This is a genomic window from Croceibacterium segetis, from assembly GCF_011320115.1.
Classification (GTDB): domain Bacteria; phylum Pseudomonadota; class Alphaproteobacteria; order Sphingomonadales; family Sphingomonadaceae; genus Croceibacterium_B; species Croceibacterium_B segetis.
Genome location: NZ_JAANOZ010000004.1, coordinates 170812 through 190408, shown reverse-complemented (window position 1 = coordinate 190408; position 19597 = coordinate 170812). Strand labels below are relative to the sequence as shown.

The 19597-nt window shown below is 67.7% G+C and carries 30 protein-coding genes; 18 read left to right on the top strand and 12 right to left on the bottom strand.

Annotated features, from left to right (window positions below; genetic code table 11):
* From G7B69_RS06490 to G7B69_RS16770, 5 genes are all read right to left on the bottom strand, one after another.
* A complete protein-coding gene (locus G7B69_RS06490; protein ID WP_166177348.1) occupies positions 1 to 426 on the bottom strand; it encodes a DUF1810 domain-containing protein in 426 nt (141 codons plus the stop codon).
* Positions 423 to 608 carry a DUF3008 family protein gene (locus G7B69_RS06485; protein ID WP_166177346.1) on the bottom strand — a complete coding sequence of 62 codons (186 nt, stop codon included), beginning with the start codon at positions 606 to 608 and terminating at the stop codon, positions 423 to 425. Before G7B69_RS06485 ends, G7B69_RS06490 begins: the two co-directional genes overlap by 4 nt.
* A gap of 21 nt (positions 609 to 629) precedes the next feature.
* Positions 630 to 938, bottom strand: a complete 309-nt coding sequence (locus G7B69_RS06480; RefSeq protein WP_166176936.1) for a hypothetical protein — start codon at positions 936 to 938, stop codon at positions 630 to 632.
* A gap of 88 nt (positions 939 to 1026) precedes the next feature.
* Complete coding sequence (gene dapD, locus G7B69_RS06475) at positions 1027 to 1866, bottom strand: 2,3,4,5-tetrahydropyridine-2,6-dicarboxylate N-succinyltransferase (RefSeq protein WP_166177344.1); 840 nt, start codon at positions 1864 to 1866, stop codon at positions 1027 to 1029.
* A gap of 115 nt (positions 1867 to 1981) precedes the next feature.
* Positions 1982 to 2296, bottom strand: coding sequence for a hypothetical protein (locus G7B69_RS16770; RefSeq protein ID WP_243415053.1), 315 nt, complete (start codon positions 2294 to 2296; stop codon positions 1982 to 1984).
* On the opposite strand from G7B69_RS16770, the gene G7B69_RS06470 reads away from it, so the two are divergent.
* A complete protein-coding gene (locus G7B69_RS06470; protein ID WP_243415052.1) occupies positions 2280 to 4469 on the top strand; it encodes a S8 family peptidase in 2190 nt (729 codons plus the stop codon). The genes G7B69_RS16770 and G7B69_RS06470 overlap by 17 nt on opposite strands.
* 1 nt (position 4470) lies before the next feature.
* Here the strand turns inward: G7B69_RS06470 and gmk are convergent, their stop codons facing one another.
* From gmk to G7B69_RS06455, 3 genes are read right to left on the bottom strand one after another with little or no spacing between them, the layout of a single operon-like run.
* On the bottom strand, positions 4471 to 5103 hold the full coding sequence (gene gmk / locus G7B69_RS06465) for a guanylate kinase (protein ID WP_243415051.1): 633 nt from the start codon (positions 5101 to 5103) through the stop codon (positions 4471 to 4473).
* Between the two features lie 55 nt (positions 5104 to 5158).
* The gene (locus G7B69_RS06460; RefSeq protein ID WP_243415050.1) at positions 5159 to 5602 is read right to left on the bottom strand and encodes a hypothetical protein; all 444 of its coding nucleotides are present in this window, start codon (positions 5600 to 5602) and stop codon (positions 5159 to 5161) included.
* 10 nt (positions 5603 to 5612) lie between these two features.
* A complete protein-coding gene (locus G7B69_RS06455; RefSeq protein ID WP_166177340.1) occupies positions 5613 to 6116 on the bottom strand; it encodes an SspB family protein in 504 nt (167 codons plus the stop codon).
* A gap of 95 nt (positions 6117 to 6211) precedes the next feature.
* Here G7B69_RS06455 and hisB point away from each other — a divergent pair, with 95 nt between their 5' ends.
* The 15 genes from hisB (at position 6212) to pal (ending at position 16078) form a co-directional block, all read left to right on the top strand.
* Complete coding sequence (gene hisB / locus G7B69_RS06450; RefSeq protein WP_166177561.1) at positions 6212 to 6805, top strand: imidazoleglycerol-phosphate dehydratase HisB; 594 nt, start codon at positions 6212 to 6214, stop codon at positions 6803 to 6805.
* Positions 6798 to 7427, top strand: a complete 630-nt coding sequence (hisH, locus tag G7B69_RS06445; protein ID WP_166177339.1) for an imidazole glycerol phosphate synthase subunit HisH — start codon at positions 6798 to 6800, stop codon at positions 7425 to 7427. Before hisB ends, hisH begins: the two co-directional genes overlap by 8 nt.
* 53 nt (positions 7428 to 7480) lie before the next feature.
* Positions 7481 to 8617, top strand: coding sequence for a glycoside hydrolase family 130 protein (locus G7B69_RS06440; RefSeq protein WP_166177337.1), 1137 nt, complete (start codon positions 7481 to 7483; stop codon positions 8615 to 8617).
* A 353-nt stretch (positions 8618 to 8970) separates the two neighbouring features.
* Positions 8971 to 9699, top strand: coding sequence for a 1-(5-phosphoribosyl)-5-[(5-phosphoribosylamino)methylideneamino]imidazole-4-carboxamide isomerase (gene hisA / locus G7B69_RS06435; protein WP_166177335.1), 729 nt, complete (start codon positions 8971 to 8973; stop codon positions 9697 to 9699).
* Entirely contained in the window at positions 9696 to 9920 is a 225-nt protein-coding gene (locus G7B69_RS06430; RefSeq protein WP_166177333.1) for a hypothetical protein, read from the top strand. Before hisA ends, G7B69_RS06430 begins: the two co-directional genes overlap by 4 nt.
* Positions 9917 to 10675 carry an imidazole glycerol phosphate synthase subunit HisF gene (gene hisF, locus G7B69_RS06425; protein ID WP_166177331.1) on the top strand — a complete coding sequence of 253 codons (759 nt, stop codon included), beginning with the start codon at positions 9917 to 9919 and terminating at the stop codon, positions 10673 to 10675. Before G7B69_RS06430 ends, hisF begins: the two co-directional genes overlap by 4 nt.
* Before the next feature lie 85 nt (positions 10676 to 10760).
* A complete protein-coding gene (locus tag G7B69_RS06420) occupies positions 10761 to 10925 on the top strand; it encodes a hypothetical protein (protein ID WP_166177329.1) in 165 nt (54 codons plus the stop codon).
* 32 nt (positions 10926 to 10957) lie between these two features.
* Positions 10958 to 11272 (top strand): phosphoribosyl-ATP diphosphatase, encoded by a 315-nt coding sequence (locus tag G7B69_RS06415; protein WP_166177327.1) that lies wholly within the window; start codon positions 10958 to 10960, stop codon positions 11270 to 11272.
* Positions 11269 to 11646, top strand: coding sequence for an HIT domain-containing protein (locus G7B69_RS06410; RefSeq protein ID WP_166177325.1), 378 nt, complete (start codon positions 11269 to 11271; stop codon positions 11644 to 11646). Before G7B69_RS06415 ends, G7B69_RS06410 begins: the two co-directional genes overlap by 4 nt.
* Before the next feature lie 86 nt (positions 11647 to 11732).
* Entirely contained in the window at positions 11733 to 12191 is a 459-nt protein-coding gene (locus G7B69_RS06405) for a YbgC/FadM family acyl-CoA thioesterase (protein ID WP_166177323.1), read from the top strand.
* Complete coding sequence (tolQ, locus tag G7B69_RS06400; protein ID WP_166177322.1) at positions 12188 to 12907, top strand: protein TolQ; 720 nt, start codon at positions 12188 to 12190, stop codon at positions 12905 to 12907. The genes G7B69_RS06405 and tolQ overlap by 4 nt, the downstream gene beginning before the upstream one ends.
* A gap of 1 nt (position 12908) precedes the next feature.
* Positions 12909 to 13352, top strand: a complete 444-nt coding sequence (locus G7B69_RS06395) for an ExbD/TolR family protein (RefSeq protein ID WP_166177319.1) — start codon at positions 12909 to 12911, stop codon at positions 13350 to 13352.
* A 10-nt stretch (positions 13353 to 13362) separates the two neighbouring features.
* Positions 13363 to 14124, top strand: a complete 762-nt coding sequence (locus tag G7B69_RS06390; protein WP_166177317.1) for a TonB C-terminal domain-containing protein — start codon at positions 13363 to 13365, stop codon at positions 14122 to 14124.
* A complete protein-coding gene (tolB, locus tag G7B69_RS06385) occupies positions 14121 to 15500 on the top strand; it encodes a Tol-Pal system beta propeller repeat protein TolB (protein ID WP_166177315.1) in 1380 nt (459 codons plus the stop codon). Before G7B69_RS06390 ends, tolB begins: the two co-directional genes overlap by 4 nt.
* 65 nt (positions 15501 to 15565) lie before the next feature.
* Positions 15566 to 16078, top strand: a complete 513-nt coding sequence (gene pal, locus G7B69_RS06380; protein ID WP_166177313.1) for a peptidoglycan-associated lipoprotein Pal — start codon at positions 15566 to 15568, stop codon at positions 16076 to 16078.
* A 17-nt stretch (positions 16079 to 16095) separates the two neighbouring features.
* Here pal and G7B69_RS06375 read toward each other — a convergent pair whose 3' ends face one another.
* From G7B69_RS06375 to crcB, 4 genes are all read right to left on the bottom strand, one after another.
* Positions 16096 to 16251 carry a hypothetical protein gene (locus tag G7B69_RS06375; protein WP_166177311.1) on the bottom strand — a complete coding sequence of 52 codons (156 nt, stop codon included), beginning with the start codon at positions 16249 to 16251 and terminating at the stop codon, positions 16096 to 16098.
* 74 nt (positions 16252 to 16325) lie between these two features.
* Positions 16326 to 16925, bottom strand: a complete 600-nt coding sequence (locus G7B69_RS06370; protein WP_166177309.1) for an FMN-binding negative transcriptional regulator — start codon at positions 16923 to 16925, stop codon at positions 16326 to 16328.
* On the bottom strand, positions 16925 to 18031 hold the full coding sequence (locus tag G7B69_RS06365) for an RluA family pseudouridine synthase (RefSeq protein ID WP_166177307.1): 1107 nt from the start codon (positions 18029 to 18031) through the stop codon (positions 16925 to 16927). Before G7B69_RS06365 ends, G7B69_RS06370 begins: the two co-directional genes overlap by 1 nt.
* Entirely contained in the window at positions 18028 to 18435 is a 408-nt protein-coding gene (gene crcB / locus G7B69_RS06360; protein WP_166177305.1) for a fluoride efflux transporter CrcB, read from the bottom strand. Before crcB ends, G7B69_RS06365 begins: the two co-directional genes overlap by 4 nt.
* Positions 18436 to 18639: 204 nt before the next feature.
* Here crcB and rpsU point away from each other — a divergent pair, with 204 nt between their 5' ends.
* Complete coding sequence (gene rpsU, locus G7B69_RS06355) at positions 18640 to 18849, top strand: 30S ribosomal protein S21 (RefSeq protein ID WP_166177303.1); 210 nt, start codon at positions 18640 to 18642, stop codon at positions 18847 to 18849.
* A gap of 81 nt (positions 18850 to 18930) precedes the next feature.
* Complete coding sequence (locus tag G7B69_RS06350; RefSeq protein WP_166177301.1) at positions 18931 to 19503, top strand: FKBP-type peptidyl-prolyl cis-trans isomerase; 573 nt, start codon at positions 18931 to 18933, stop codon at positions 19501 to 19503.
* Positions 19504 to 19597: the final 94 nt, after the last annotated feature.

The window sequence follows — 19597 nt, the reverse complement described above, 5'->3', positions numbered from 1 at the left end:
CTAACCCAGCGTCAGTTCAAGCGTCAGCGGATCGCGCTCGCCGTGATTGAAGGCGGCGAGCGCGCGGGCGAAGCGGTTGTCGTCTTGCGCCACCGCGTCGAACAGGGTCATCGAGCTGACGAACTTCATTGCGTCGACCGGGCCGAGGATCGCTTCGGCAGTCTTGCGTCCGGCCCAGCCGAGCATGGCGTCGGTGCATTCGCGAAGGCGCGTGCCCAGGATCGGATGGCTCAGGTAAGCCACTGCTTCCACGGCATCGGCGATCGCGTAGAACCGGGCCGTCGAACTGAGGCCCAATCCGGCGATCTGCGGAAAGACGAACCACATCCAGTGGCTCTGCTTGGCGCCGGCGTGCAATTCGGCGAGCGCCCGGTCATAAGTCGAGCGTTGCGCGTCGACGAACCGGTCAAGCCCGCCCGCCGTCAATCGCCGACGTGCTCCGGTTTACCCTTGCGCTTGGTATGCGCGAATTCCTCGAGCTGCTTCTCGGACATGGATTCGTACATCCCCTTGGAAGCGCCCTGGAGTTCCGATTTCTTCGTGTCGCCGCGCTTGGCGGATAGGGCCGCGCCCGCAGCCTTTTGCTGTGCTTTCGACTTGGCTGGCATCGTGTTGCTCCTCGCTTTCTCCTATTGCCCTGCGTTCTTGTTCGGGATGTTCTGCGGGTCCTGGCTCTCACCCGGTTTCGCCGCGTCGATCCGGTCCGCCTTGTCGCTGACGATGCTGTCGTTCTGGCCGCCCCGCTCCGCGGCGCGGATCCGGGCATCGGCGGTCTGGTTGTTCTGGTCGCTCGACCAGGCGCCGATCACCCAGATCGCCGTCAGCAGGACGATTGTGGCGAGCAGGCTGATCAGGAGCACCCAGCGCACGACATTGGGAGTGGATCCCGCGCGCGCCTCGTCGACGTCCGCGTGAACTTCTTCGCCGCTGGTCTGCATGCGCGCACTCCCGTTGAGCGGCACCGTTGCGCAGGTGCCGTAAATCTACGGTCGTGCGGGGCGAATGTTCCGCTTCGCGCAGTGCGGCTCAGTCGCGCAGCAGCTCGTTGATTCCAGTCTTGGCGCGCGTTTGCGCATCGACCGTCTTGACGATGACCGCGCAGTACAATGACGGGCCAGGGCTGCCGTCGGGAAGGGGCTTGCCGGGCAGCGCGCCGGGGACGACCACCGCGTAAGGCGGAACCTCGCCGCGATGCACTTCGCCTGTCGCGCGGTCGACGATCTTGGTCGAGGCGCCGAGATAGACGCCCATCGACAGCACCGCGCCTTCGCCCACTCGCACGCCCTCGGCCACTTCGGCGCGGGCGCCGATGAAGGCGCCGTCGCCGATGATCACCGGACCCGCCTGGAGAGGCTCGAGCACTCCGCCGATCCCGGCGCCGCCGGAGATGTGCACATTCTTGCCGATCTGCGCGCACGAGCCGACTGTCGCCCAGGTGTCGACCATCGTGCCTTCGCCGACGTAGGCGCCGATGTTGACAAAGCTCGGCATCAGCACCGCGTTACGGCCGATGAAGCTGCCGCGGCGCACGACCGCACCGGGCACGACACGAAAGCCCGCCTCGCGGAAGCGATTCTCGCCCCAGCCGGCAAACTTCGAGGGGACCTTGTCGAACGCCGGTGCACCGGCCGCGGCATACTCGACCACCGAGTTGTCATTGAGGCGGAACGACAGCAGCACCGCCTTCTTGAGCCATTGGTTGACTTGCCAGCCACCGGCGCCGTCAGGTGCCGCGACCCGCGCCCCGCCGCTGTCGAGCAGTTCGAGCGCCGCTTCGACCGCCTCGCGAACATCGCTGCTGCCCGGATTGACCGCGTCGCGCGATTCCCAGGCGGCTTCGATCACGGCTTCGAGGCTGTCGCTCATCAGTCATTCCTTAACCAAGCTGCAGTTCACTGCAGGTTCAACCCGAGGGGGCGACAGGCCGGTAGACCGCCGCCCGCCCTCGGGCAAGGCGTGTTGCGCCGTCTCCAGCCCGGGATTAGGCTGGCGCGGGAGAATGGGTCGCCCGACAGGTCGCACTGGTCAGGCGAATGCCCTTGGGGATCGATAGGATGGGTCGCAGCAATCTTCGTTGGGGCGCCGCGTTGACGGCGCTGGTGCTCTTGTCTGCCTGCGGTGGCGGTGGTGGAGGAGGGGTGAACAGCACGCCGCCGCCGAGCCCGGCGCCTACGCCCACGCCCACGCCCACGCCCACGCCCACGCCGGTTCCTGCGCCGACGCCTACACCCACACCTACGCCTACTCCGGCGCCTGCTCCAAGCCCGACGCCGGCGCCGGTGGCGAGCCAGTTCAACACCTCCGAATTCCGCCGCTCCGATGGGCCGTTGCAACACAACGCCGCCACTGCATGGGCGGCCGCCTGGACCGGGCAGGGCGTGACCATCGCGGTCGTCGACACCGGCATCGACATCGACAGCCCGGAGTTCGCCGGACGCATCTCCTCGGCTTCGCGCGACATGTTCAGCGCATCGACCAACCGCGGCTACAACGCCACCGACGATCACGGCACCGACGTCGCGATGGTCGCCGCGGCAGCGCGCGACAGCACCGGAATCCTCGGGATCGCCTGGGGCGCCTCGATCATGGCGCTGCGCTCCGACGACCCCAATTCGTGCGTCAGCGACAGCGGCTCCACCGATCCCGACGCGGACTGCCAATTCGCCGACGACACGATCGCCTCGGCGATCGACTACGCCGCCGCGCACGGCGCCAAGGTGATCAACCTGTCACTTGGCGGCGATCCGCCCTCGGCGCTGGTCACCTCGGCCGTCTCGAGAGCGGCCGCGGCCGGCGTGTTCATCGTCGTGGCGGCCGGCAACGATGGGAATGCCAACCCTGACGCGTTCGGCGCGGGCGTCGACACCGCCGGCAGCGGGGCGGTGATCATCGCCGGTTCGGTCGACGAGAACGGGGTGATCTCCGATTTCAGCGACCGCGCGGGCAATCAGCCCGATCATTTCCTCACCGCGCGCGGTGAGGCAGTTTGCTGCCAGTACCGCGACGGCAAGATGTACATCGATGGCGACGGCTACGTTTACCTGTTTTCGGGCACCAGCTTCGCGGCCCCGCAGATCGCCGGCGCGGCGGCCTTGCTGGCGCAGGCCTTCCCGAACCTCACCGGCAAGCAGATCGCCGACATCCTGCTGCGCTCGGCCTTCGATGCCGGGGTAACGGGGACCGATACCGTTTACGGGCGCGGCATCCTCGACATCGCCAAGGCATTCCAGCCGATTGGCACTACCAGCCTCGCCGGAAGCACCACCTCGCTGCCACTGTCCGACAGCAGCGGAGTGACCTCGGCGGCGATGGGCGATGCCACGGCGCGCGCTTCGCTGCAGACCGTCGTCCTCGACGAATACAAGCGCGCGTATGGCGTCGACCTGGGGCCGACCCTGCGCGGAGCGGTGGTCAGCCAGCCCCTGCACGGCTCGGTCGGCGCCGGGCAGCGCCATGTCAGCGCCGGCAACGAGAAGGCCGCGGTCGCCTTCACCATCGACGCCAGTCGGGAGCGCGGCGAAATGCCGTTCACCGGCCTGCTGCGCCTGAGCCGCGAGGATGCCGAGCAGGCACGGGTGCTGGCCGGGCGCGTCGCGCTACAGCTGGCGCCGTACACCCAGGTCGCCTTCGGTTTCGCCGAAAGCGGCGACGGGCTCGTCGCCCAGCTGCAGGGCGAGGACCGGCCGGCGTTCATGATCGCCGGCGGATCGGTCGGCGATCCAGGGCTTTACCGCACCACCGACGCGTCGTTCGCGCTGCGCCGTCAACTGGGCCGCTGGGGCCTGACGCTCAGCGCCGACAGCGGGAAGACATGGAGCGCGGCCTACATGCACCGCGCGGCGGAGCTGCGCGGACAGCGCGACCGCAGCGGCGTGAGCGACTTCGGCTTCGCCCTCGATCGCCGGTTCGGCGACATCACCACCTCGCTGGGGCTCGACTGGATGCGCGAGGATGCGACCATGCTCGGCGCCGAGTTCCACGACGCTTTCGGGCTTGCTGGGGCCGACACGCTGTTTCTCGACGCCAGGGCCGGGTGGCAATTCGCGCGCAATTGGCGGCTCGGCGGGGCGCTGCGCAACGGCTGGACTGCCGCGCACGGCGGCGGCGCGGTCGCCCGCGGCTCGCGCCTGACGAGCCGCGCGTGGTCGCTCGACCTTGCCCGCAGCGGGGTGTTCGCCAGCGGCGATAGCCTCGCATTTCGGGTCTCGCAGCCGCTCAGGGTCGAAAGCGGCGGGCTCAATCTCGAGCTGCCTATCGACTACAGCTACGCCACACTCAGCCCGACCTACGGCATCCGCACGCTGTCGCTGACACCGCAAGGCCGTGAGCTCGATGCCGAGCTGGCCTGGAACGGACGGCTGCTGATGGGCGATGCCGCGGCGAGCCTGTTCATCCGCAAGGACCCCGGCCACTATGCCGACTTGCCGCTGGACGAGGGGGTGGCCGTCCGCTGGGCGACCGGCTTCTAGCTCAGCGCATCAGGTCGCGGGTGAAGTCGACCAGCCCGGTCTGCCGGGCGCGGCGCAGCCGCTCGGCGCGCAGGATGCCGTGGACCTGCTCGAAGCAGGCATCCATGTCGTCGTTGACGACGACGTAGTCGTAGCCGTCCCAGTGGCTGATCTCGGCGCGCGAGCGGGCCATGCGGTCGCGGATCACCTCTTCGCTGTCGGTCCCGCGCGAGCGCAGCCGAGCCTCGAGCGCCTCGATGCTCGGCGGCAGCAGGAAAACCCGGACGACGTCGGTCTCCATCCGCTGGTAGAGCTGCTGGGTGCCTTGCCAGTCGATGTCGAACAGGAAGTCCTGCCCTTCCTTGAGGCCGGCCCTGATCTGCGCCTTCGGGGTGCCGTAGAGATGGCCGAAGACCTCGGCCCATTCGAGGAACTCGCCGGCTTCGATCATCGCTTCGAACCCGGCGCGGTCGGTGAAGCGGTAATCGAGTCCGTCGGTCTCGCCGGGGCGGATCGGCCGGGTGGTCACCGAGATCGACATGGCGATCTCGAGGTCGTCCTCGAGCAGGCGGTGGGCGATCGTCGTCTTGCCGGCGCCCGAAGGGGACGAAAGCACGAACATCAGCCCGCGGCGCTTGAGCGAGTTGCTTGCCATGCGCGCTCCTGCCGCAGGCGAGGGCGCAAAATCAAGCCCCGCGCGCAGGCTATGCTCAGAGCTTGAGGTCGTCGGCCTGGGCTTCCTGCTCGGCGAGCGCCTTCTCGCCGCGCCGCTGCGCCTGGCGGCGCGAGATGCTGCGGTCGAACAGGGTTTTCGCCAACAGACCCCCGCCGACCAGCAGCGCGCCGGGCACCGAGCGGGTCGCCACGCGGGCGACCGTGGTGGTCACCAGCGTGTGCGCGAGCCCGCGGCCTTCAATGATCGCGACGGCCTGCTCGCGCTCGAAACGCGCCTTGAGCATGCCCTTTTCCAACGCCCGGCGCGCCAGCCGTCCGGCGCTGCGGACGAGGATTTCGGCGATCAGCACGTTGGTGGCGGGGTTGGGGCTCGGCCCGGGAACTTTCTCGACCCCGCTGCGGGTCTTCGCGAGCGCCTTCCTGACCGCACGGCCACCCTTGCGAGTCAGGCGGTCGGGAAGCTTCTTGCTGTCGGCCATCGCCTCTCGGCTACTTCTTGCGGCCGAAATCGACCGTGACGACATTGGAACCATCGTCGGCAACGTCCGCTTTCGCGCCGCGTTCCTTGCTCGAGCCGTCGTTCTCGGCATCCTCGTGCGCCGGCGGCGCGGCATCCGCGGCGACGGCCTGGAACTGCAGCCCGAAATCGACCGCCGGATCGACGAACGCGGTGATCGCTGCGAACGGGATGTCGAGCTTGGAGGGGATCTGGTTGAACGACAGACCGACCGAGAAGCCGTCCTCGTCCACCTTCAGGTCCCAGAACTTGTTCTGCAAGACGATGGTCATCTCGTCGGGAAACCGCTCGCGCAGGCTCTTCGGGATCGAGACGCCGGCAGCGCCGGTCTTGAAGGTGATGTAGAAGTGGTGATTGCCTGGCAGCTCGCCGCCGCCGCGCTCGACCTCGCCGAGCACGCGGCCGACCACCGCGCGCAGCGCTTCCTGGACGATCTCGTCGTACGGTATCAGGCTGTCGGGCGCTTCGTCGCTCATATCATCAGGATAGGTGGCGAGGCGGCGGCGCGGGGTCAACCGGTAACTTACCGAAGGCGTTGCGTGAGCCACAATTGCCGATATAGCGCGTGGCCATGCGCAAGGGCCGGATCAGCCGCGACACCAGCGAGACGAAAATCCTCGTCGAGGTCGATCTCGACGGGAACGGCACGTACGATGTCGCCACCGGGATCGGGTTCCTCGATCACATGGTCGAGCAGTTCAGCCGCCATTCGCTGATCGACGTCACGATGAAGGTCGACGGCGACCTCCACATCGACCAGCACCACACGACCGAAGACAGCGCGATCGCGCTCGGCCAGGCGATTTCCCAGGCGCTCGGCGACAAGGGCGGGATCGGCCGTTACGGCCACGCCTATTCGCCGATGGACGAGACTCTGGCGCGCGTGGCGCTCGACATTTCGGGCCGGCCGTTCCTGGTGTGGAAGGCGCATTTCACGCAGGAGAAGCTGGGTGAGTGGGATACCGAGCTGATCGAGCACTGGTTCCACTCGGTGGCGCAGGCCGCCGGGATCACGCTGCACGTCCAGCTGCTCTACGGGCAGAACAACCACCACGTGTGCGAGGCGATCTTCAAGGGCTTTGCCCGCGCCATGCGCGCCGCGGTCGAGCTCGATCCGCGCAAGGGCGGGGCGATACCTTCGACCAAGGGGCAGCTCGGTGGCTGATGCCATTGCGCTGATCGATTACGGCGCGGGCAACCTTCACTCGGTCCACAACGCGCTGAAAGCCGCCGGGGCGGTACGGATCGCGGTCACCGCCGATCCCATGATCGTCCGCGGCGCGCGAAGGATCGTGCTGCCCGGCGTCGGTTCGTTCAAGGCCTGCATGGACGGGTTGAGCGCGATCCCCGGCATGGTCGAAGCGCTGGAGAAGCGCGTGCTCGACGACGCTGTGCCGTTCCTCGGCGTGTGCGTCGGCATGCAGCTGATGGCCACGAGCGGGCTGGAGTTCGGCGAAACCCCGGGGCTCGGCTGGATCGAGGGCCAGGTCGAGCGGATCGAGCGGACCGATCCCGCGATCAAGATCCCGCACATGGGTTGGAACGACGTTTCGCCGCTGCCGCACAAGAACGGCGCGCAGCTGATCGAACCGGGCGAAGCCTATTTCCTCCACTCCTATCACCTCGTTCCCGATAACGGCCACGAAATCGCGGCGATGACCGACCACGGCGGCGGCCTCGTCGCCGCGGTCGCACGCGACAACCTGCTCGGCGTGCAGTTCCATCCCGAGAAGAGTCAGGCTTACGGGATAGCGCTCCTGGCGCGGTTTCTCGACTGGCGGCCGTGAAAGGGAACTGCGTCGGGCCCCGTCCGTCTCCCCCGCAAAGGAGAGGCTGAGGAATGAGCTTTCCCGAGGACCGGCTGGTCCTCACACCCGACGACATCGATCTGGCGAGATCGCCGCTCGCCGGTCAGATCGACGCCGAGACTTACGTCCTCGGCGCCTTCAACCCCGGCATGGCCCGTCTGGCGAACGGCAACCTGCTGCTGATGGTCCGCGTGGCGGAGGCGCTCAGGCAGCCGATCTTCGACGGGAAGGTCCACGCGATCCGCTGGGACAGCCAGCAGGGCTACGTGCTCGATGGGTGGCCGCTCGAGCACTGCGACACCGCCGACCCGCGCAAGTTCGAACTGCGCGACTACGGCTGGAAAGTCATGGCGTTAACCTCGCTTTCGTGGCTGCTGCCGGTCGAGGTGACGCCCGACGGCCTGGAAGTGGTCGCGATCCACTACGACAGGATCCTCGCTCCGGCGGGCAGCTGGCAATGCTACGGCATCGAGGACGCGCGGATCAGCCAGGTCGGCGACAAGTACCTGATGACCACCTGCTCGGTCAGCCCGGAGCGGCATTCGACCACGCTCTACAGCTCGGCCAACGCGCTCGACTGGACCTTCGAGGGCATCGTCCTCGATCACCAGAACAAGGACATGCTCATCTTCGAAGGCCTGATCGCGGGCGAGTACTGGGCGCAGACCCGGCCTCTCGGGGCGCTGTTCTTCGCCTATCCGCCAGGCAGCCCGTGGCACGCGGGGCCGTCGATCAATCTCGCCACCAGCCCCGACGCGCGGCACTGGCAGCCGCACATTCAGCCGGGTATCCGCCCCCACGCCGGGACGCCCGCGACCGCGCGGATCGGCGGCGGCACTCCGCCGATACTCACCGAGATCGCCGGCCAGCGCGGCTGGCTCACCCTGTGGCACGGCGTCGAGCCGAAGGAGATCGTCGGCATCTACCGCACCTACTGGTCCCTGCTCGATCCCGACGAGCCGTGGAAGGTGCTCGCCACCAGCCACGCGCCGCTGCTCGAAGCCAATCCCGAGCTGACCCGCCCGCTCGAGGACCAGATGTACGTCCGCGACGTGGTTTTCTCGACCGGGCTCGCCGATGCCGGCGACCACTTCATCGTCGCCAACGGCGAGGCCGACCTCGCGTGCCGCATCACGCACGTGCCGAAGGACGTGTTCGTTCCTTCCTAGATCCATCCCAAACTTGCTCCGAAACGATCAAGAAACTTCTTTCCTACAGACCCGGGTTTGTGCCTTATACTGCCCGATGAGCCCGCTTCGTCCTCGACACTCTCGTCCGCCCGAACGGCGCGCCCGCGCGACCATTGCGAAGCCCGAGCGCCAGGCGGTTTCGTTCGTTCTCACGCCCGACGTGTCACCCTGTCGCCTTGGCCAGAAACGGCGCATTCCTGCGGTTTTCGTGGGCGACAGCCGGGTGACACCTGGTGGGATCCGTAACCCGCTTGTAAACTTCGCTGCCCGATGCCGGCCGCGAAGATCGGAGATGGGATGACGAATCCCGCAACCGGTGATAGCGGCGCGGCATGATCGTCTTTCCCGCCATCGACCTCAAGCAGGGCCAGGTCGTGCGCCTGGCCGAAGGCGATATGGAACGCGCCACCGTTTACGGCGACGACCCGGCGGCGCAGGCGCTGCTATTCGCCGAGGCCGGCGCCGAGCACCTCCACGTGGTCGACCTCGACGGCTCGTTCGCCGGCCAGGCGGAGAACCGCGCGGCGGTTGAGGCGATCGTCGAGGCCTTTCCCGGCTACGTCCAGCTCGGCGGCGGCATCCGCAACCGCGAGGCGGTCGAAGGCTGGTTCGACCTCGGCGTGGCGCGCGTGGTCATGGGCACCGCGGCGCTGAAGGACCCGCAATTCGTCAAGGACATGGCCCGCGAGTTTCCCGGCGGCGTGGTCGTCGCGGTCGACGCGCGCGACGGGATGGTGGCGACCGAGGGCTGGGCGGAGGTTTCCGACGTGCCGGTCCACGACATGGCCCGCCGCTTCGAAGACGCCGGCGTCGCCAGCCTGCTGTTCACCGACATCGGCCGCGACGGCATGCTCAAGGGCTGCAACATCGAAGCGACCGTCGACCTCGCCCGCCGCACCGACCTGCCGGTGATCGCCAGCGGCGGCGTGAAGGGCCTCGACGACATCCGCATGCTCGCGCTGCACGCCGACGAGGGCATCGAAGGCGTCATCACCGGGCGGGCGCTCTACGACGGCCGGCTCGACCTGGCGACGGCGATCCAGATGGCGGGGCGGGCGTGATCGGTTACGCCATAATCCTGTTCTTTTTCGCCCTGCTGACCGTCGGGCAAGGTCGCGTTACCCTGCGCGACCTCAGAACAGGCAGGGCAGGTTGGGGCGATGCCCAGTATGAAAAGGACAGCAATCGAACTGGTTACTGGACGATGACGGTGATTGACGCCGCACTGTTTGGGTATCTTTGCTTCGCGTGGATCAATGGCGGGATAGAGTTGCTCCGATGACTGTCCGCATCCGCGTCATCCCCTGCCTCGATGTCGCCGAGGGGCGCGTGGTCAAGGGCGTGAATTTCGTCGATCTCAAGGACGCCGGCGATCCGGTGGAGCAGGCCCAGGCTTACGATGCCGCCGAGGCCGACGAGCTGTGCTTTCTCGACATCTCGGCGAGCCACGAGGGGCGCGGGACGCTGCTCGACATCGTTCGCCGCACCGCCGAGGTGTGCTTCATGCCGCTGACCGTCGGCGGCGGAGTTCGCTCGGTCGAGGATGCGCGGGCGCTGCTGCTCGCCGGGGCGGACAAGGTCGCGGTCAACAGCGCAGCGGTGGCGCGGCCGGAAGTGGTGTCGGACATCGCCGCGCGAATGGGCAGCCAGTGCGTGGTCGCTTCGGTCGATGCCCGCTGGGTCCACGACCACTGGGAGATATTCACTCACGGCGGGCGCAGAGAGACTGGCATCAATGCCGTCGAACACGCTGTAAAGCTTGCGGAATTGGGTGCCGGGGAGCTGCTGGTGACCTCGATGGACGGCGACGGCACCCAGCGCGGTTACGACCTCAAGTTAACTAGAGCTATCGCCGACGCGGTGTCGATCCCGGTCGTTGCCAGCGGCGGGGTCGGCACGCTGCAGCACCTCGTCGAGGGCGTGACCGAGGGCCACGCCAGCGCCGTGCTGGCCGCGTCGATCTTCCATTTCGGCACTTACAGCATTGCCGACGCCCACGCGGCGCTGCGCGCGGCCGGGTTACCCGCGCGCGGCTGAGCGTCCCCGCGCGGGACGTTAACCTCTCCCCCGTTGCGCGCCGCCCGGAGAGTGGCACCAGTGGCGAATGGTTGCTCGGCTTTTCATGGGCTTATCGCTCCTCGCTACCCCTGCGGCGGCGGTGGCGTCGGCCGGGGTGCCCGTCCCCGAAGGCTCGCAATTCACGCTCTTCGCGCTCGGCCTGCTCGGCGTGATCGTCGGCCGCCGCGCCTCGATGCATCCGCCCGGCGACGACCCCAAGCAGGATTGACGCCGCGCGCCCGGGTGCGCCATGCCGCGCGCATGGACACGCTCGCCCGCCTCGAAGCCACGATCAAGCAGCGCCTCGGCGCCTCGCCCGATGAAAGCTACGTCGCCAAGCTTCACGCGCGGGGCCTTCCGGTGATCGCCCGCAAGCTGGGCGAGGAAGCGGTCGAGGCAATCACCGCGGCGCTCTCGGGCTCACCCGAGGAGCTGACCGGCGAGGCGGCCGACGTGCTGTTCCACCTGCTCGTGCTGCTCGCCGAGAAGGATATCCCGCTAGCCGACGTGCTGGGCGAACTCGAGCGGCGCGAAGGGGTCTCGGGCCTCGACGAGAAGGCCGCGAGGCAGCCGTGAGCGTCGATCCGCGCGAGCCCTACGACGACCAGAACGTCTTCGCGAAAATCCTCCGCGGCGAGCTGCCGTGCACCAAGGTCTACGAGGATGAGTGGACGCTGGCGTTCCTCGACATCGCCCGGCTGGCGCCGGTCCACATCCTGGTGATCCCCAAGGGCCCCTACGTCAGCTGGGACGACTTCACCGCCAAGGCGAGCGACGCCGAGATCACCGGCTTCGTCCGGGCGATCGGCCGGATTGCCCGCGACAACGACCTCGTCGACGAGGGCTTCCGCCTGCTCGCCAACACCGGGCGCAACAGCGGGCCTGAAATCCCGCACCTCCACGTGCACATCTTCGGCGGACGTCCGCTCGGACCGATGCTGGCCCGCTGAGCGGCCGGTCATTCATCGCCGCCAGCGCACGTTCCGACTCTTGCAAGGTTGTCAGCCGAGTCGCGGTGCGGCTAAGGCCTCCCGCGATGGCCATCGATCTCACCCCGCCGGGCGGCCGCCTCGACGGAACGGCGCACTATTTCCCGGTGCGCGTGTACTATGAGGACACCGACCTCTCGGGGATCGTCTACCACACGAACTACCTCAAGTGGTTCGAACGGGCGCGCTCCGACCTCCTGCGCCTGCTCGGGATCGACCAACGCGCCGCGCAGGAAGCGGGCGAGGGCACTTATGCAGTGGCCGAGCTGAGGATCCGCTACGCCGCGCCCGCCAAGCTCGACGACGCGGTCGTCGTCGAAAGCCGCGCGACCGAGCTGCGCGCTGCCTCGTGCCGCCTGCACCAGGTCGCCTGGCGCGGCGGCGACCTCCTCACCGAGGCACATTTGCGCGTCGGCTTCGTTGGAGCCGACGGACGTCCCCGCCGCCAGCCCGACGCCTGGCGCTCCGCCTTCGCAACCCTGATGGAAGACAAGACAGCCGCATGACGATCGATATCCTCGCCGCGCTCCAGGACGCCACGGCTACCTCGCCCAACCGCCTCAATCCGCTGCGGCTGTTCCTCGATGCCGACATCGTGGTCCAGGTGGTCATGGTCGGCCTGATTCTGGCCAGCGTGTGGACCTGGGCGATCATCGTCAGCTTCTCGCTGCGGATGGGCAAGGTCACTCGCGGCAGCAAGGCTTTCGAGCGCGACTTCCTCAAGGCCCAGCATCCCGAAACGTTAGTGGAGGGGCGGAAGCACCAGGAGACTCCTTCCGCGACGGTTGCCGCCGCTGGGCTGGCCGAACTTCAACGCTCGACCGCGCCAGGCGGCAAGGTTGCCGACCGCGAGGCGACCCGCGCGCGTGTCGCCTTGGCCATGGAAGGACAAGTCGCGGCGGAAGCGGATTCGCTCGCCGAGCGGCTCAACTTCCTCGCCACCACCGGTGCGGTGGCGCCGTTCGTCGGTCTGTTCGGCACCGTCTGGGGGATCATGAACAGCTTCTTCCAGATCGGCCAGCAGCAGAACTCCTCGCTCGCCGTGGTCGCCCCGGGCATCTCCGAAGCGCTGTTCGCCACCGCCATCGGCCTGTTCGCGGCGATCCCCTCGGTGATCGCCTACAACCGTTTCAGCCACCGGGTGAACGCCTACGAGGCGCGCCTGCAGCGCTTCGCCGACCGGGTCAGCTCGCACATCGGCCGCGAGCTGGAGGGCATCTAGCATGGCCATGGGCCTCAACGGTTCGTCGCGCGGACGAGGGCGCGGCAAACGCCGCGCGCCGATGGCAGAGATCAACGTCACGCCGCTGGTCGACGTCATGCTGGTGCTGCTGATCATCTTCATGGTCACCGCTCCGCTGCTAACCAGCGGCGTGCCCATCGAGCTGCCCGACAGCCGCGCCAATCCGCTCGACCAGGAGCCCGACCAGGTGACCATTTCGCTCGATCGCCAGGGCGCCGTGTTCATCGACGACGACCGCGTACCCGAGGGCGGACTGGCCGAGCGTCTGGCGGCGCTGCACCACGGCGGCAAGCCCCCGCTGGTCACCCTGCGCGCCGACCGCGGAATCGACTACGGCCGGGTCATGGCGGTGATGGGTGAGCTCAACCACGCCGGATTCAACAGCATTTCACTGGTCACCAACGGTTCAGGGGAGGCTCCATAGCGCTTTGCCCATGGCCGCACTCTCTCACCTTCGGCGCGAAGAAAAGCTCGGTCTCGGCATCGCCGTCGTGGCCCACATCGCCCTGGTCGCCGCGCTGGTGATCGAGGCGCGGCGCGAGGTGCCGGTGATCCCGCCAGCCGAGAGAATGACAGTCAGCCTGTCCGACAACGTCAGCCCGGAATCTACCGCGCCCAACCCTTCGCAGGATGCCCAAGCCGCGGTCGCGCCGGTGCTCGCGCCGGAATCCGAGCCGCTCCCCGCCCCTGTGGCCACGCCGGTTCCGCGCCAGCTCGACACGCCTCCGCCGCGGCAGGCCAGCAAGGCGCAACCAAAGCCGGCACCGCCGCCCAAGCCCAGTCAGAAAAGCGGGGGCGGCAGCCGCATCGGCGACGATTTCCTCAAGGGGCTCAGCTCGGGCGACAAGGCCGCGGCCGGCACGCCCGCCGCGACCTTCGGACCCGCCGAAGCCGCGTCGCTGCGCCAGGCGATCGCGCGGCAGATCAAGCCGCACTGGGCCGCCCCTGAGGGCGTCGACGTCGAGAAGCTGGTCACCGTCGTCCGTTTCCGGCTCGACAAGGACGGCAGGTTGATCGGCAATCCGATGGTCGTCAGCCAGAGCGGCATAACGCCCAGCAACGAGGCGCAGAAGGGCCGCCATGCCGAACAGGCGATCCGGGCGATCCGGCTCGCCGCGCCATTCGATCTTCCAGCGGAGTTCTACGACCAGTGGAAGGTTGTGAACTCGCAATTCGACAGAAGGCTTTCCCAATGATGGTTCGCACCGCAACGATGCTTGCGCTTCTCCTTGCCGCCGCGCCGGTGGCCGCGCAGGTGCAGGCGCCTCCACCGGCCCCGGTGGCCGCGCCGGCGCAGGACGAGGGGCTTTCGGTCACCGTAACCGACGAGAGCGCCTGGCAGGACCTGCAGGTCGCGATTCCCGCCTTCGCGACCGATCGCGAGCAGCCGACGCCGGCCAATTCGCAAGGAACCACCGCGCTCGGGCTCGAGCTGGCGCGGGTGATCTACAATGACCTCAAGAACAACGCGCTGTTCCGCCCGACCGGGCCGGATTCGCTGCCCAAGCCGGGCTATTCCGAAATTACCGCGCCGGCCTTCGGCACCTGGCGCGGGCGCTCGGCCGAGGACCTGGTACAGGGCTTCGTCCGTGCGGGCGCCGACGGGCGGCTGACGGTCGGCTGCTACCTCTACGACGTCGCGCTGGGCGAAGAACTGACGCGCGGCGGCTGGGTTGTCCAGCCGTCCGACTGGCGCCGCGCCGCGCACAAGTGCGCCGACCTGGTCTACTCACGCCTCTCGGGCGAAAGCCCGTTCTTCGATTCGAAAATCGCCTACATCGCCGAGACCGGCCCCAAGGATCACCGCGTCAAGCGGCTGGCGATCATGGATTCGGACGGCGCCAACCACCGCTTCATCACCAACGGCCAGGCCACCGCCCTGACGCCCCGCTATTCGCCCGACTATTCGAAGATCGCCTACGTGAGCTTCCTCAACGGCTATTCGCGAATCTACGTCTACGACATCGGTAGCGGCCGGCAGACTCTGGTGACGCAGAGCACCAATCCCACGTTCGCCCCCCGCTGGTCGCCCGACGGGCGGACGATCCTTTATTCCATGGCGATCGGCGGCAACACCGACATCTACTCGGTCTCGGCGAGCGGCGGCGGGACGCCGCGGCGCCTGACCGACAGCCCGGGGATCGACGTCGGGGGCTCGTTCTCGCCCGACGGCTCGAAGGTGGTGTTTGAAAGCGACCGCTCGGGCAACCAGCAGATCTACGTGATGAACGCCGACGGCACCAATCAGCGCCGGATCAGCTTCTTCGGTGGTCGCGCGGCGACGCCGGAATGGAGCCCGCGCGGCGACCTGATCGCCTTCACCCACATCGTTGGCGACTTGCGCGTGGCGGTGATGACGCCCAGCGGCGGCGGCCTGCGCTATCTCACTAACGACTGGCAGGACGAGGCCCCGACATGGAGCCCGAACGGCCGCATCGTGCAATTCTTCCGCACCGCCCGAGGCTCGGGCCAGGCGTCGATCTGGCAAGTCGACCTGACGGGTAAGAACCTGCGGCGCCTGCCCACTCCGGTGGGCGCGTCCGACCCGGCCTGGGGACCGGTTTTGCCTTGATCCCGTTGTTCCCCTAAGCGGCTTCAGGGAGCCGACTGCGAAGACATTGTAGACAGGAGAAACGAATGAACCGTCTAGCCATCACCCTTGCGGCCGCGAGCGCCCTGGCCCTGACCGCCTGCGCCAAGAAGCCGCCGGCGCAGTTGCCGCCGCCTCCGCAGGATACCTCCACGCCGACCGACAACGGCCCGGTGGCGAACAACGGCCCAATTCCCGGTAGCGAAGAGCATTTCAAGTCGGTCATGAACGGGCGCGACGTGATCTACTTCGACACCGACAAGTACGACATCGACAGCGAAGACGCCGCGGCGCTGCGCCAGCAGGCGCAATACCTGCTGCAGTATTCCAACATTCGCGCCACCGTCGAAGGCCACTGCGACGAGCGCGGTACGCGCGAATACAACTTGGCGCTCGGTGAGCGGCGGGCCAACGCGGCGAAGAACTATCTCGTCAGCCTGGGCGTGCCCGCCGCCCGGCTGACCACGGTCAGCTACGGCAAGGAACGTCCGGTGGCGCTCGGCTCGAACGAGCAGGCGTGGGCGCAGAATCGCCGCGCGGTCACCATAGTGCTGCAGTAAAAGAAGGTTTGCTGGGCTCAGAAGCCCGGCAGGAGAACCTTGAACGCGGGCGCGGCGGCGGAGGCCGGCGCGCCCGTTTCGTTGAAGCGCGAGGGCAGTGGCGCGGCAGACAACGCAAAGGCTGCCATGGCGAGCACGGCGAACGACGCGGAAATGGACAATTGCTTGCTCACGGACGAATCTCCTGCGAGCGCCATATGATGTGCACCTGCGATATTGCAATGCAGCATTTGTCTTAAAGTGTCGCTTACTTGGCGAGCGTGCGCATCAGCGCCGCCAGCGCCGGCGAGCCGTTCGCATCGAGCGCGTCGGCGATCGCGGCCCGATCCTCGGCCGACTTGTTCTGCGACAGCTTGACGGTCGGGCGCCACGCGCGCACTTCCAATTCGAAGCCGACGATTCCGCGCAGAAGCGAAGCGATTTTCGCCGGATCGATCTGGTCGCGCTTCCACGGCTCGCCGGCGATCCGCTCTTCATGGCGCTCGGCGATCGCGTCGAGCAGGCCGAGCAGGCCCTCTTCGTCCATCTTTCGCACCGGCCCCTGCAACTCGAGCGCGACGTAATCCCACGTCGGAACGGTCTTCGGGTCGGCATACCATCGCGGTGTGACGTAGGCATCGGGCCCGTTGATCAGGACCAGCGCCTCTTGTCCGACGAGGTAGCGCGTGAGCGCGTTACCGCGCGCGAGGTGGAACTGAACCCCGCCGTCGCCGGTCGAGACGATCGGCGTGTGCGCCACTCGCGGGCCGTCGCTGGTCTGGGCGAAAACCATTCCGAAGCCGACTTCCTCGATGAGCGTTTCGTGCAGCGCGCGGTCGTCGTTGCGGAACAGCGCGTTGGGATGCATCAGCGCCGCCCGCCCGTAGGCTTCTTGGGTTTGGCGGGACCGCGCGAGCGCCGCTCGCCGCGCCGCGCCTTGCGCAGCTGCTTGGCATGAGCCTTGGCCGCCTGCTTCTTCGCCGCGGGAGTGGGCGGGGGCGGGCCCTGCTCGGGCGCCGCGTCACTCAGCGCCGGATCGAATCCGAGCTGTTCCATGCTCGCCGCGAAGTGCTCGGGCAGCTCCGCGGTCACGTCGAGCTTGCCGCCGCCCGGCTGGTCGATGATCAGCCGCCGCGCGTGGAGGTGCATCTTGCGGCTGATCGAGCCGGTCAGGAACGCGTCCTGCCCGCCGTACTTCCCGTCGCCGACGATCGGGTGGCCGATCGCCGCGCAATGGACGCGCAACTGATGGGTCCGTCCGGTCAGCGGCTCGAGCTCGAGCCACGCGGCGCTGTTGCCGGCGCGGTCGATCATCCGGTACTTGGTCTTCGCCGGCTGGCCGTTTTCCTCGTCGACATGCATCTTTTCGCCGCCGGTGCCCGGCTGCTTGGTGATCGCCGCTTCGATCATGCCTTCGGCGATGTCGGGAACGCCGACCACCAGCGCCCAGTAGACTTTCTTCGCGCTCCGCCCCGAAAAGCGTTTCGAGAAGAACGCCGCGCTGCCCGGCGTGCGGGCGACCAGCAGGACGCCGCTGGTATCCTTGTCGAGCCGGTGAACCAGGCGCGGGCGGGGTTCGTCCTCGCCGGCATAGGCATCGAGCAAGCCGTCGACGTGGTTGAAGGTCTTCGTCCCGCCTTGCGTGGCGAGGCCGGGCGGCTTGTTGAGCACCAGTGCGGCATCGGTCTTGAGGACCAGCATCGCTTCGGCCTCGGCGCGTTGCTCGTCCGTTAGGGGGCGGGCTTCGCGCTTCTTCGGCGCGCTGTCGCCGCCCGGCGGTACGCGGAGCACCTGGCCCGCCGAAAGCCGGTCTTCGGGCTTGGCCCGCTTCCCGTCGACCCGCAGCTGTCCGGTCCGGGCCCACTTCGAGACCATGCCGAAGCTGACCTGCGGCAAATGACGCTTGAACCAGCGGTCGAGCCGGATGTCGTTGTCGTCGGCGCCGACGGTGAACTGGCGAACTTCGGTGCTCATCCCGCGATACGCATGGCGATGAGGCCGATATAAAGCGCCGTCAGCCCCGCGAGCACCGAGACGAGGACATAAGTCAGCGCCTGGAACGGCTGGCCGCGCTCGATCAGCAGCATCATCTCGAGGCTGAAGCTGGAAAAGGTCGTGAACCCGCCGAGCACGCCGACGCCGATGAACAGGCGCCACTGCTCGCCGCCTTGCCCGTGGCGGGCGAGGAAGCCGGCGAGGGCGCCCATAAGCAGGCTGCCGATCACGTTGACCGTCAGCGTCGCCCACGGGAAAGCCGTGACCGCCTGCGCTCCCAGCCAATGGGTCATCCATCGGCCCGTCTGATAGCGCAGCAAGGCGCCGGTGGCCCCGCCGAGCGCGACATAGGAAGAGGCCAGGACTTGCGAGGGAGGGTTCATCCGCCGGGCTTTAGCTGCCGTGCGTCCGGGTTGGAAGGCGTGTCGGCCCGAAATCCTTGCCTTTCGCGGCGCATTCGCTTATCGGGCGCCTCGTTGAGCCGGTCCGGTGAGGATTCGGCCGTTTTTCATTGGTTTTATCAAGGTGCATCCCCGCGCCGATCTCGCGGGCTCTCACCGGTTTGATGCTAGAGGTGGCTTAGATTTATGCAGATCATGGTTCGCGATAACAATGTCGAGCAGGCCCTGCGCGCGCTCAAGAAGAAGCTGCAGCGTGAAGGCGTCTATCGCGAAATGAAGCTGCGCCGCCATTACGAGAAGCCGAGCGAGAAGCGCGCCCGCGAAAAGGCGGCCGCCATTCGCCGCGCTCGCAAGCTCGATCGCAAGCGGGCGGAGCGCGACGGCTCGGCCAAGTAACCCGCGCTTGTCAGCATACAAGCGATAAGCCAAAGGGGCGCGGGGTCATTTCCCGCGCCCTTTTCGCATCCAGGAACTGTCATGGTCGAACCCACCCGCGTCCCGCTGCAGCCGATCCGCAAGGGCTCGCTCACCAAGTTGTGGGCCGGCGTCATCGTCGTGCTGCTGATCGCGGCCGGAGTCGCCTGGCTCAACGTGCCGCACGCGAAGAAGCTGGCCGGCGGAGTGACCATCGAGACGCTGGAGGCGGGCAAGGGCCCGAGCCCGACGACCACCGACATCGCGCTGATCAACTACAAGGGCATGCTCGGCGACGGCAAGGTGTTCGACAAGAGCGAAGGCGTGCCGATGCCGGTTACCGGCGTCGTGCCCGGGTTCTCGACCGCGCTGCAGGCGATGCAGGCCGGCGGCAAGTACCGTATCCGCATCCCCGCCGCGCAAGCCTATGGCGCCGAGGAAAAGCGCAACCAGCAGACCGGCGAAGTGGTCATTCCGGCGAACAGCGACCTGACTTTCGACGTCGATCTGATCGAATTCCGCAGTCAGGAAGAGGTTCTGCGGATGATGCAGCAACAGCAGATGATGCAGCAGCTCCAGCAGCAGGGCGGCGCCGGCGGCGCTCCGGGTGCCCCGGCACCGGCGCCCGGGCAGTAAGCGGCCGTTCCAGGAGTGGCCCGTCGCGGCCATTCCTCACATTTTGCTCATGCTTTTGCCGGCGATCGGGGCCATTCTGCTGCTGAACTCGCGG

Coding starts and splice junctions, on each gene's coding strand:
- G7B69_RS06485 (WP_166177346.1), bottom strand. CDS start 608: ATGCCAGCCAAGTCGAAAGCACAGCAAAAGGCTGCGGGCGCGGCCCTA.
- G7B69_RS06480 (WP_166176936.1), bottom strand. CDS start 938: ATGCAGACCAGCGGCGAAGAAGTTCACGCGGACGTCGACGAGGCGCGC.
- dapD (WP_166177344.1), bottom strand. CDS start 1,866: ATGAGCGACAGCCTCGAAGCCGTGATCGAAGCCGCCTGGGAATCGCGC.
- gmk (WP_243415051.1), bottom strand. CDS start 5,103: ATGGCAAGCAACTCGCTCAAGCGCCGCGGGCTGATGTTCGTGCTTTCG.
- G7B69_RS06460 (WP_243415050.1), bottom strand. CDS start 5,602: ATGGCCGACAGCAAGAAGCTTCCCGACCGCCTGACTCGCAAGGGTGGC.
- G7B69_RS06455 (WP_166177340.1), bottom strand. CDS start 6,116: ATGAGCGACGAAGCGCCCGACAGCCTGATACCGTACGACGAGATCGTC.
- hisB (WP_166177561.1), top strand. CDS start 6,212: ATGCGCAAGGGCCGGATCAGCCGCGACACCAGCGAGACGAAAATCCTC.
- G7B69_RS06440 (WP_166177337.1), top strand. CDS start 7,481: ATGAGCTTTCCCGAGGACCGGCTGGTCCTCACACCCGACGACATCGAT.
- hisA (WP_166177335.1), top strand. CDS start 8,971: ATGATCGTCTTTCCCGCCATCGACCTCAAGCAGGGCCAGGTCGTGCGC.
- hisF (WP_166177331.1), top strand. CDS start 9,917: ATGACTGTCCGCATCCGCGTCATCCCCTGCCTCGATGTCGCCGAGGGG.
- G7B69_RS06420 (WP_166177329.1), top strand. CDS start 10,761: ATGGGCTTATCGCTCCTCGCTACCCCTGCGGCGGCGGTGGCGTCGGCC.
- G7B69_RS06415 (WP_166177327.1), top strand. CDS start 10,958: ATGGACACGCTCGCCCGCCTCGAAGCCACGATCAAGCAGCGCCTCGGC.
- G7B69_RS06405 (WP_166177323.1), top strand. CDS start 11,733: ATGGCCATCGATCTCACCCCGCCGGGCGGCCGCCTCGACGGAACGGCG.
- tolQ (WP_166177322.1), top strand. CDS start 12,188: ATGACGATCGATATCCTCGCCGCGCTCCAGGACGCCACGGCTACCTCG.
- G7B69_RS06395 (WP_166177319.1), top strand. CDS start 12,909: ATGGCCATGGGCCTCAACGGTTCGTCGCGCGGACGAGGGCGCGGCAAA.
- G7B69_RS06390 (WP_166177317.1), top strand. CDS start 13,363: ATGGCCGCACTCTCTCACCTTCGGCGCGAAGAAAAGCTCGGTCTCGGC.
- tolB (WP_166177315.1), top strand. CDS start 14,121: ATGATGGTTCGCACCGCAACGATGCTTGCGCTTCTCCTTGCCGCCGCG.
- pal (WP_166177313.1), top strand. CDS start 15,566: ATGAACCGTCTAGCCATCACCCTTGCGGCCGCGAGCGCCCTGGCCCTG.
- G7B69_RS06370 (WP_166177309.1), bottom strand. CDS start 16,925: ATGCATCCCAACGCGCTGTTCCGCAACGACGACCGCGCGCTGCACGAA.
- G7B69_RS06365 (WP_166177307.1), bottom strand. CDS start 18,031: ATGAGCACCGAAGTTCGCCAGTTCACCGTCGGCGCCGACGACAACGAC.
- crcB (WP_166177305.1), bottom strand. CDS start 18,435: ATGAACCCTCCCTCGCAAGTCCTGGCCTCTTCCTATGTCGCGCTCGGC.
- rpsU (WP_166177303.1), top strand. CDS start 18,640: ATGCAGATCATGGTTCGCGATAACAATGTCGAGCAGGCCCTGCGCGCG.
- G7B69_RS06350 (WP_166177301.1), top strand. CDS start 18,931: ATGGTCGAACCCACCCGCGTCCCGCTGCAGCCGATCCGCAAGGGCTCG.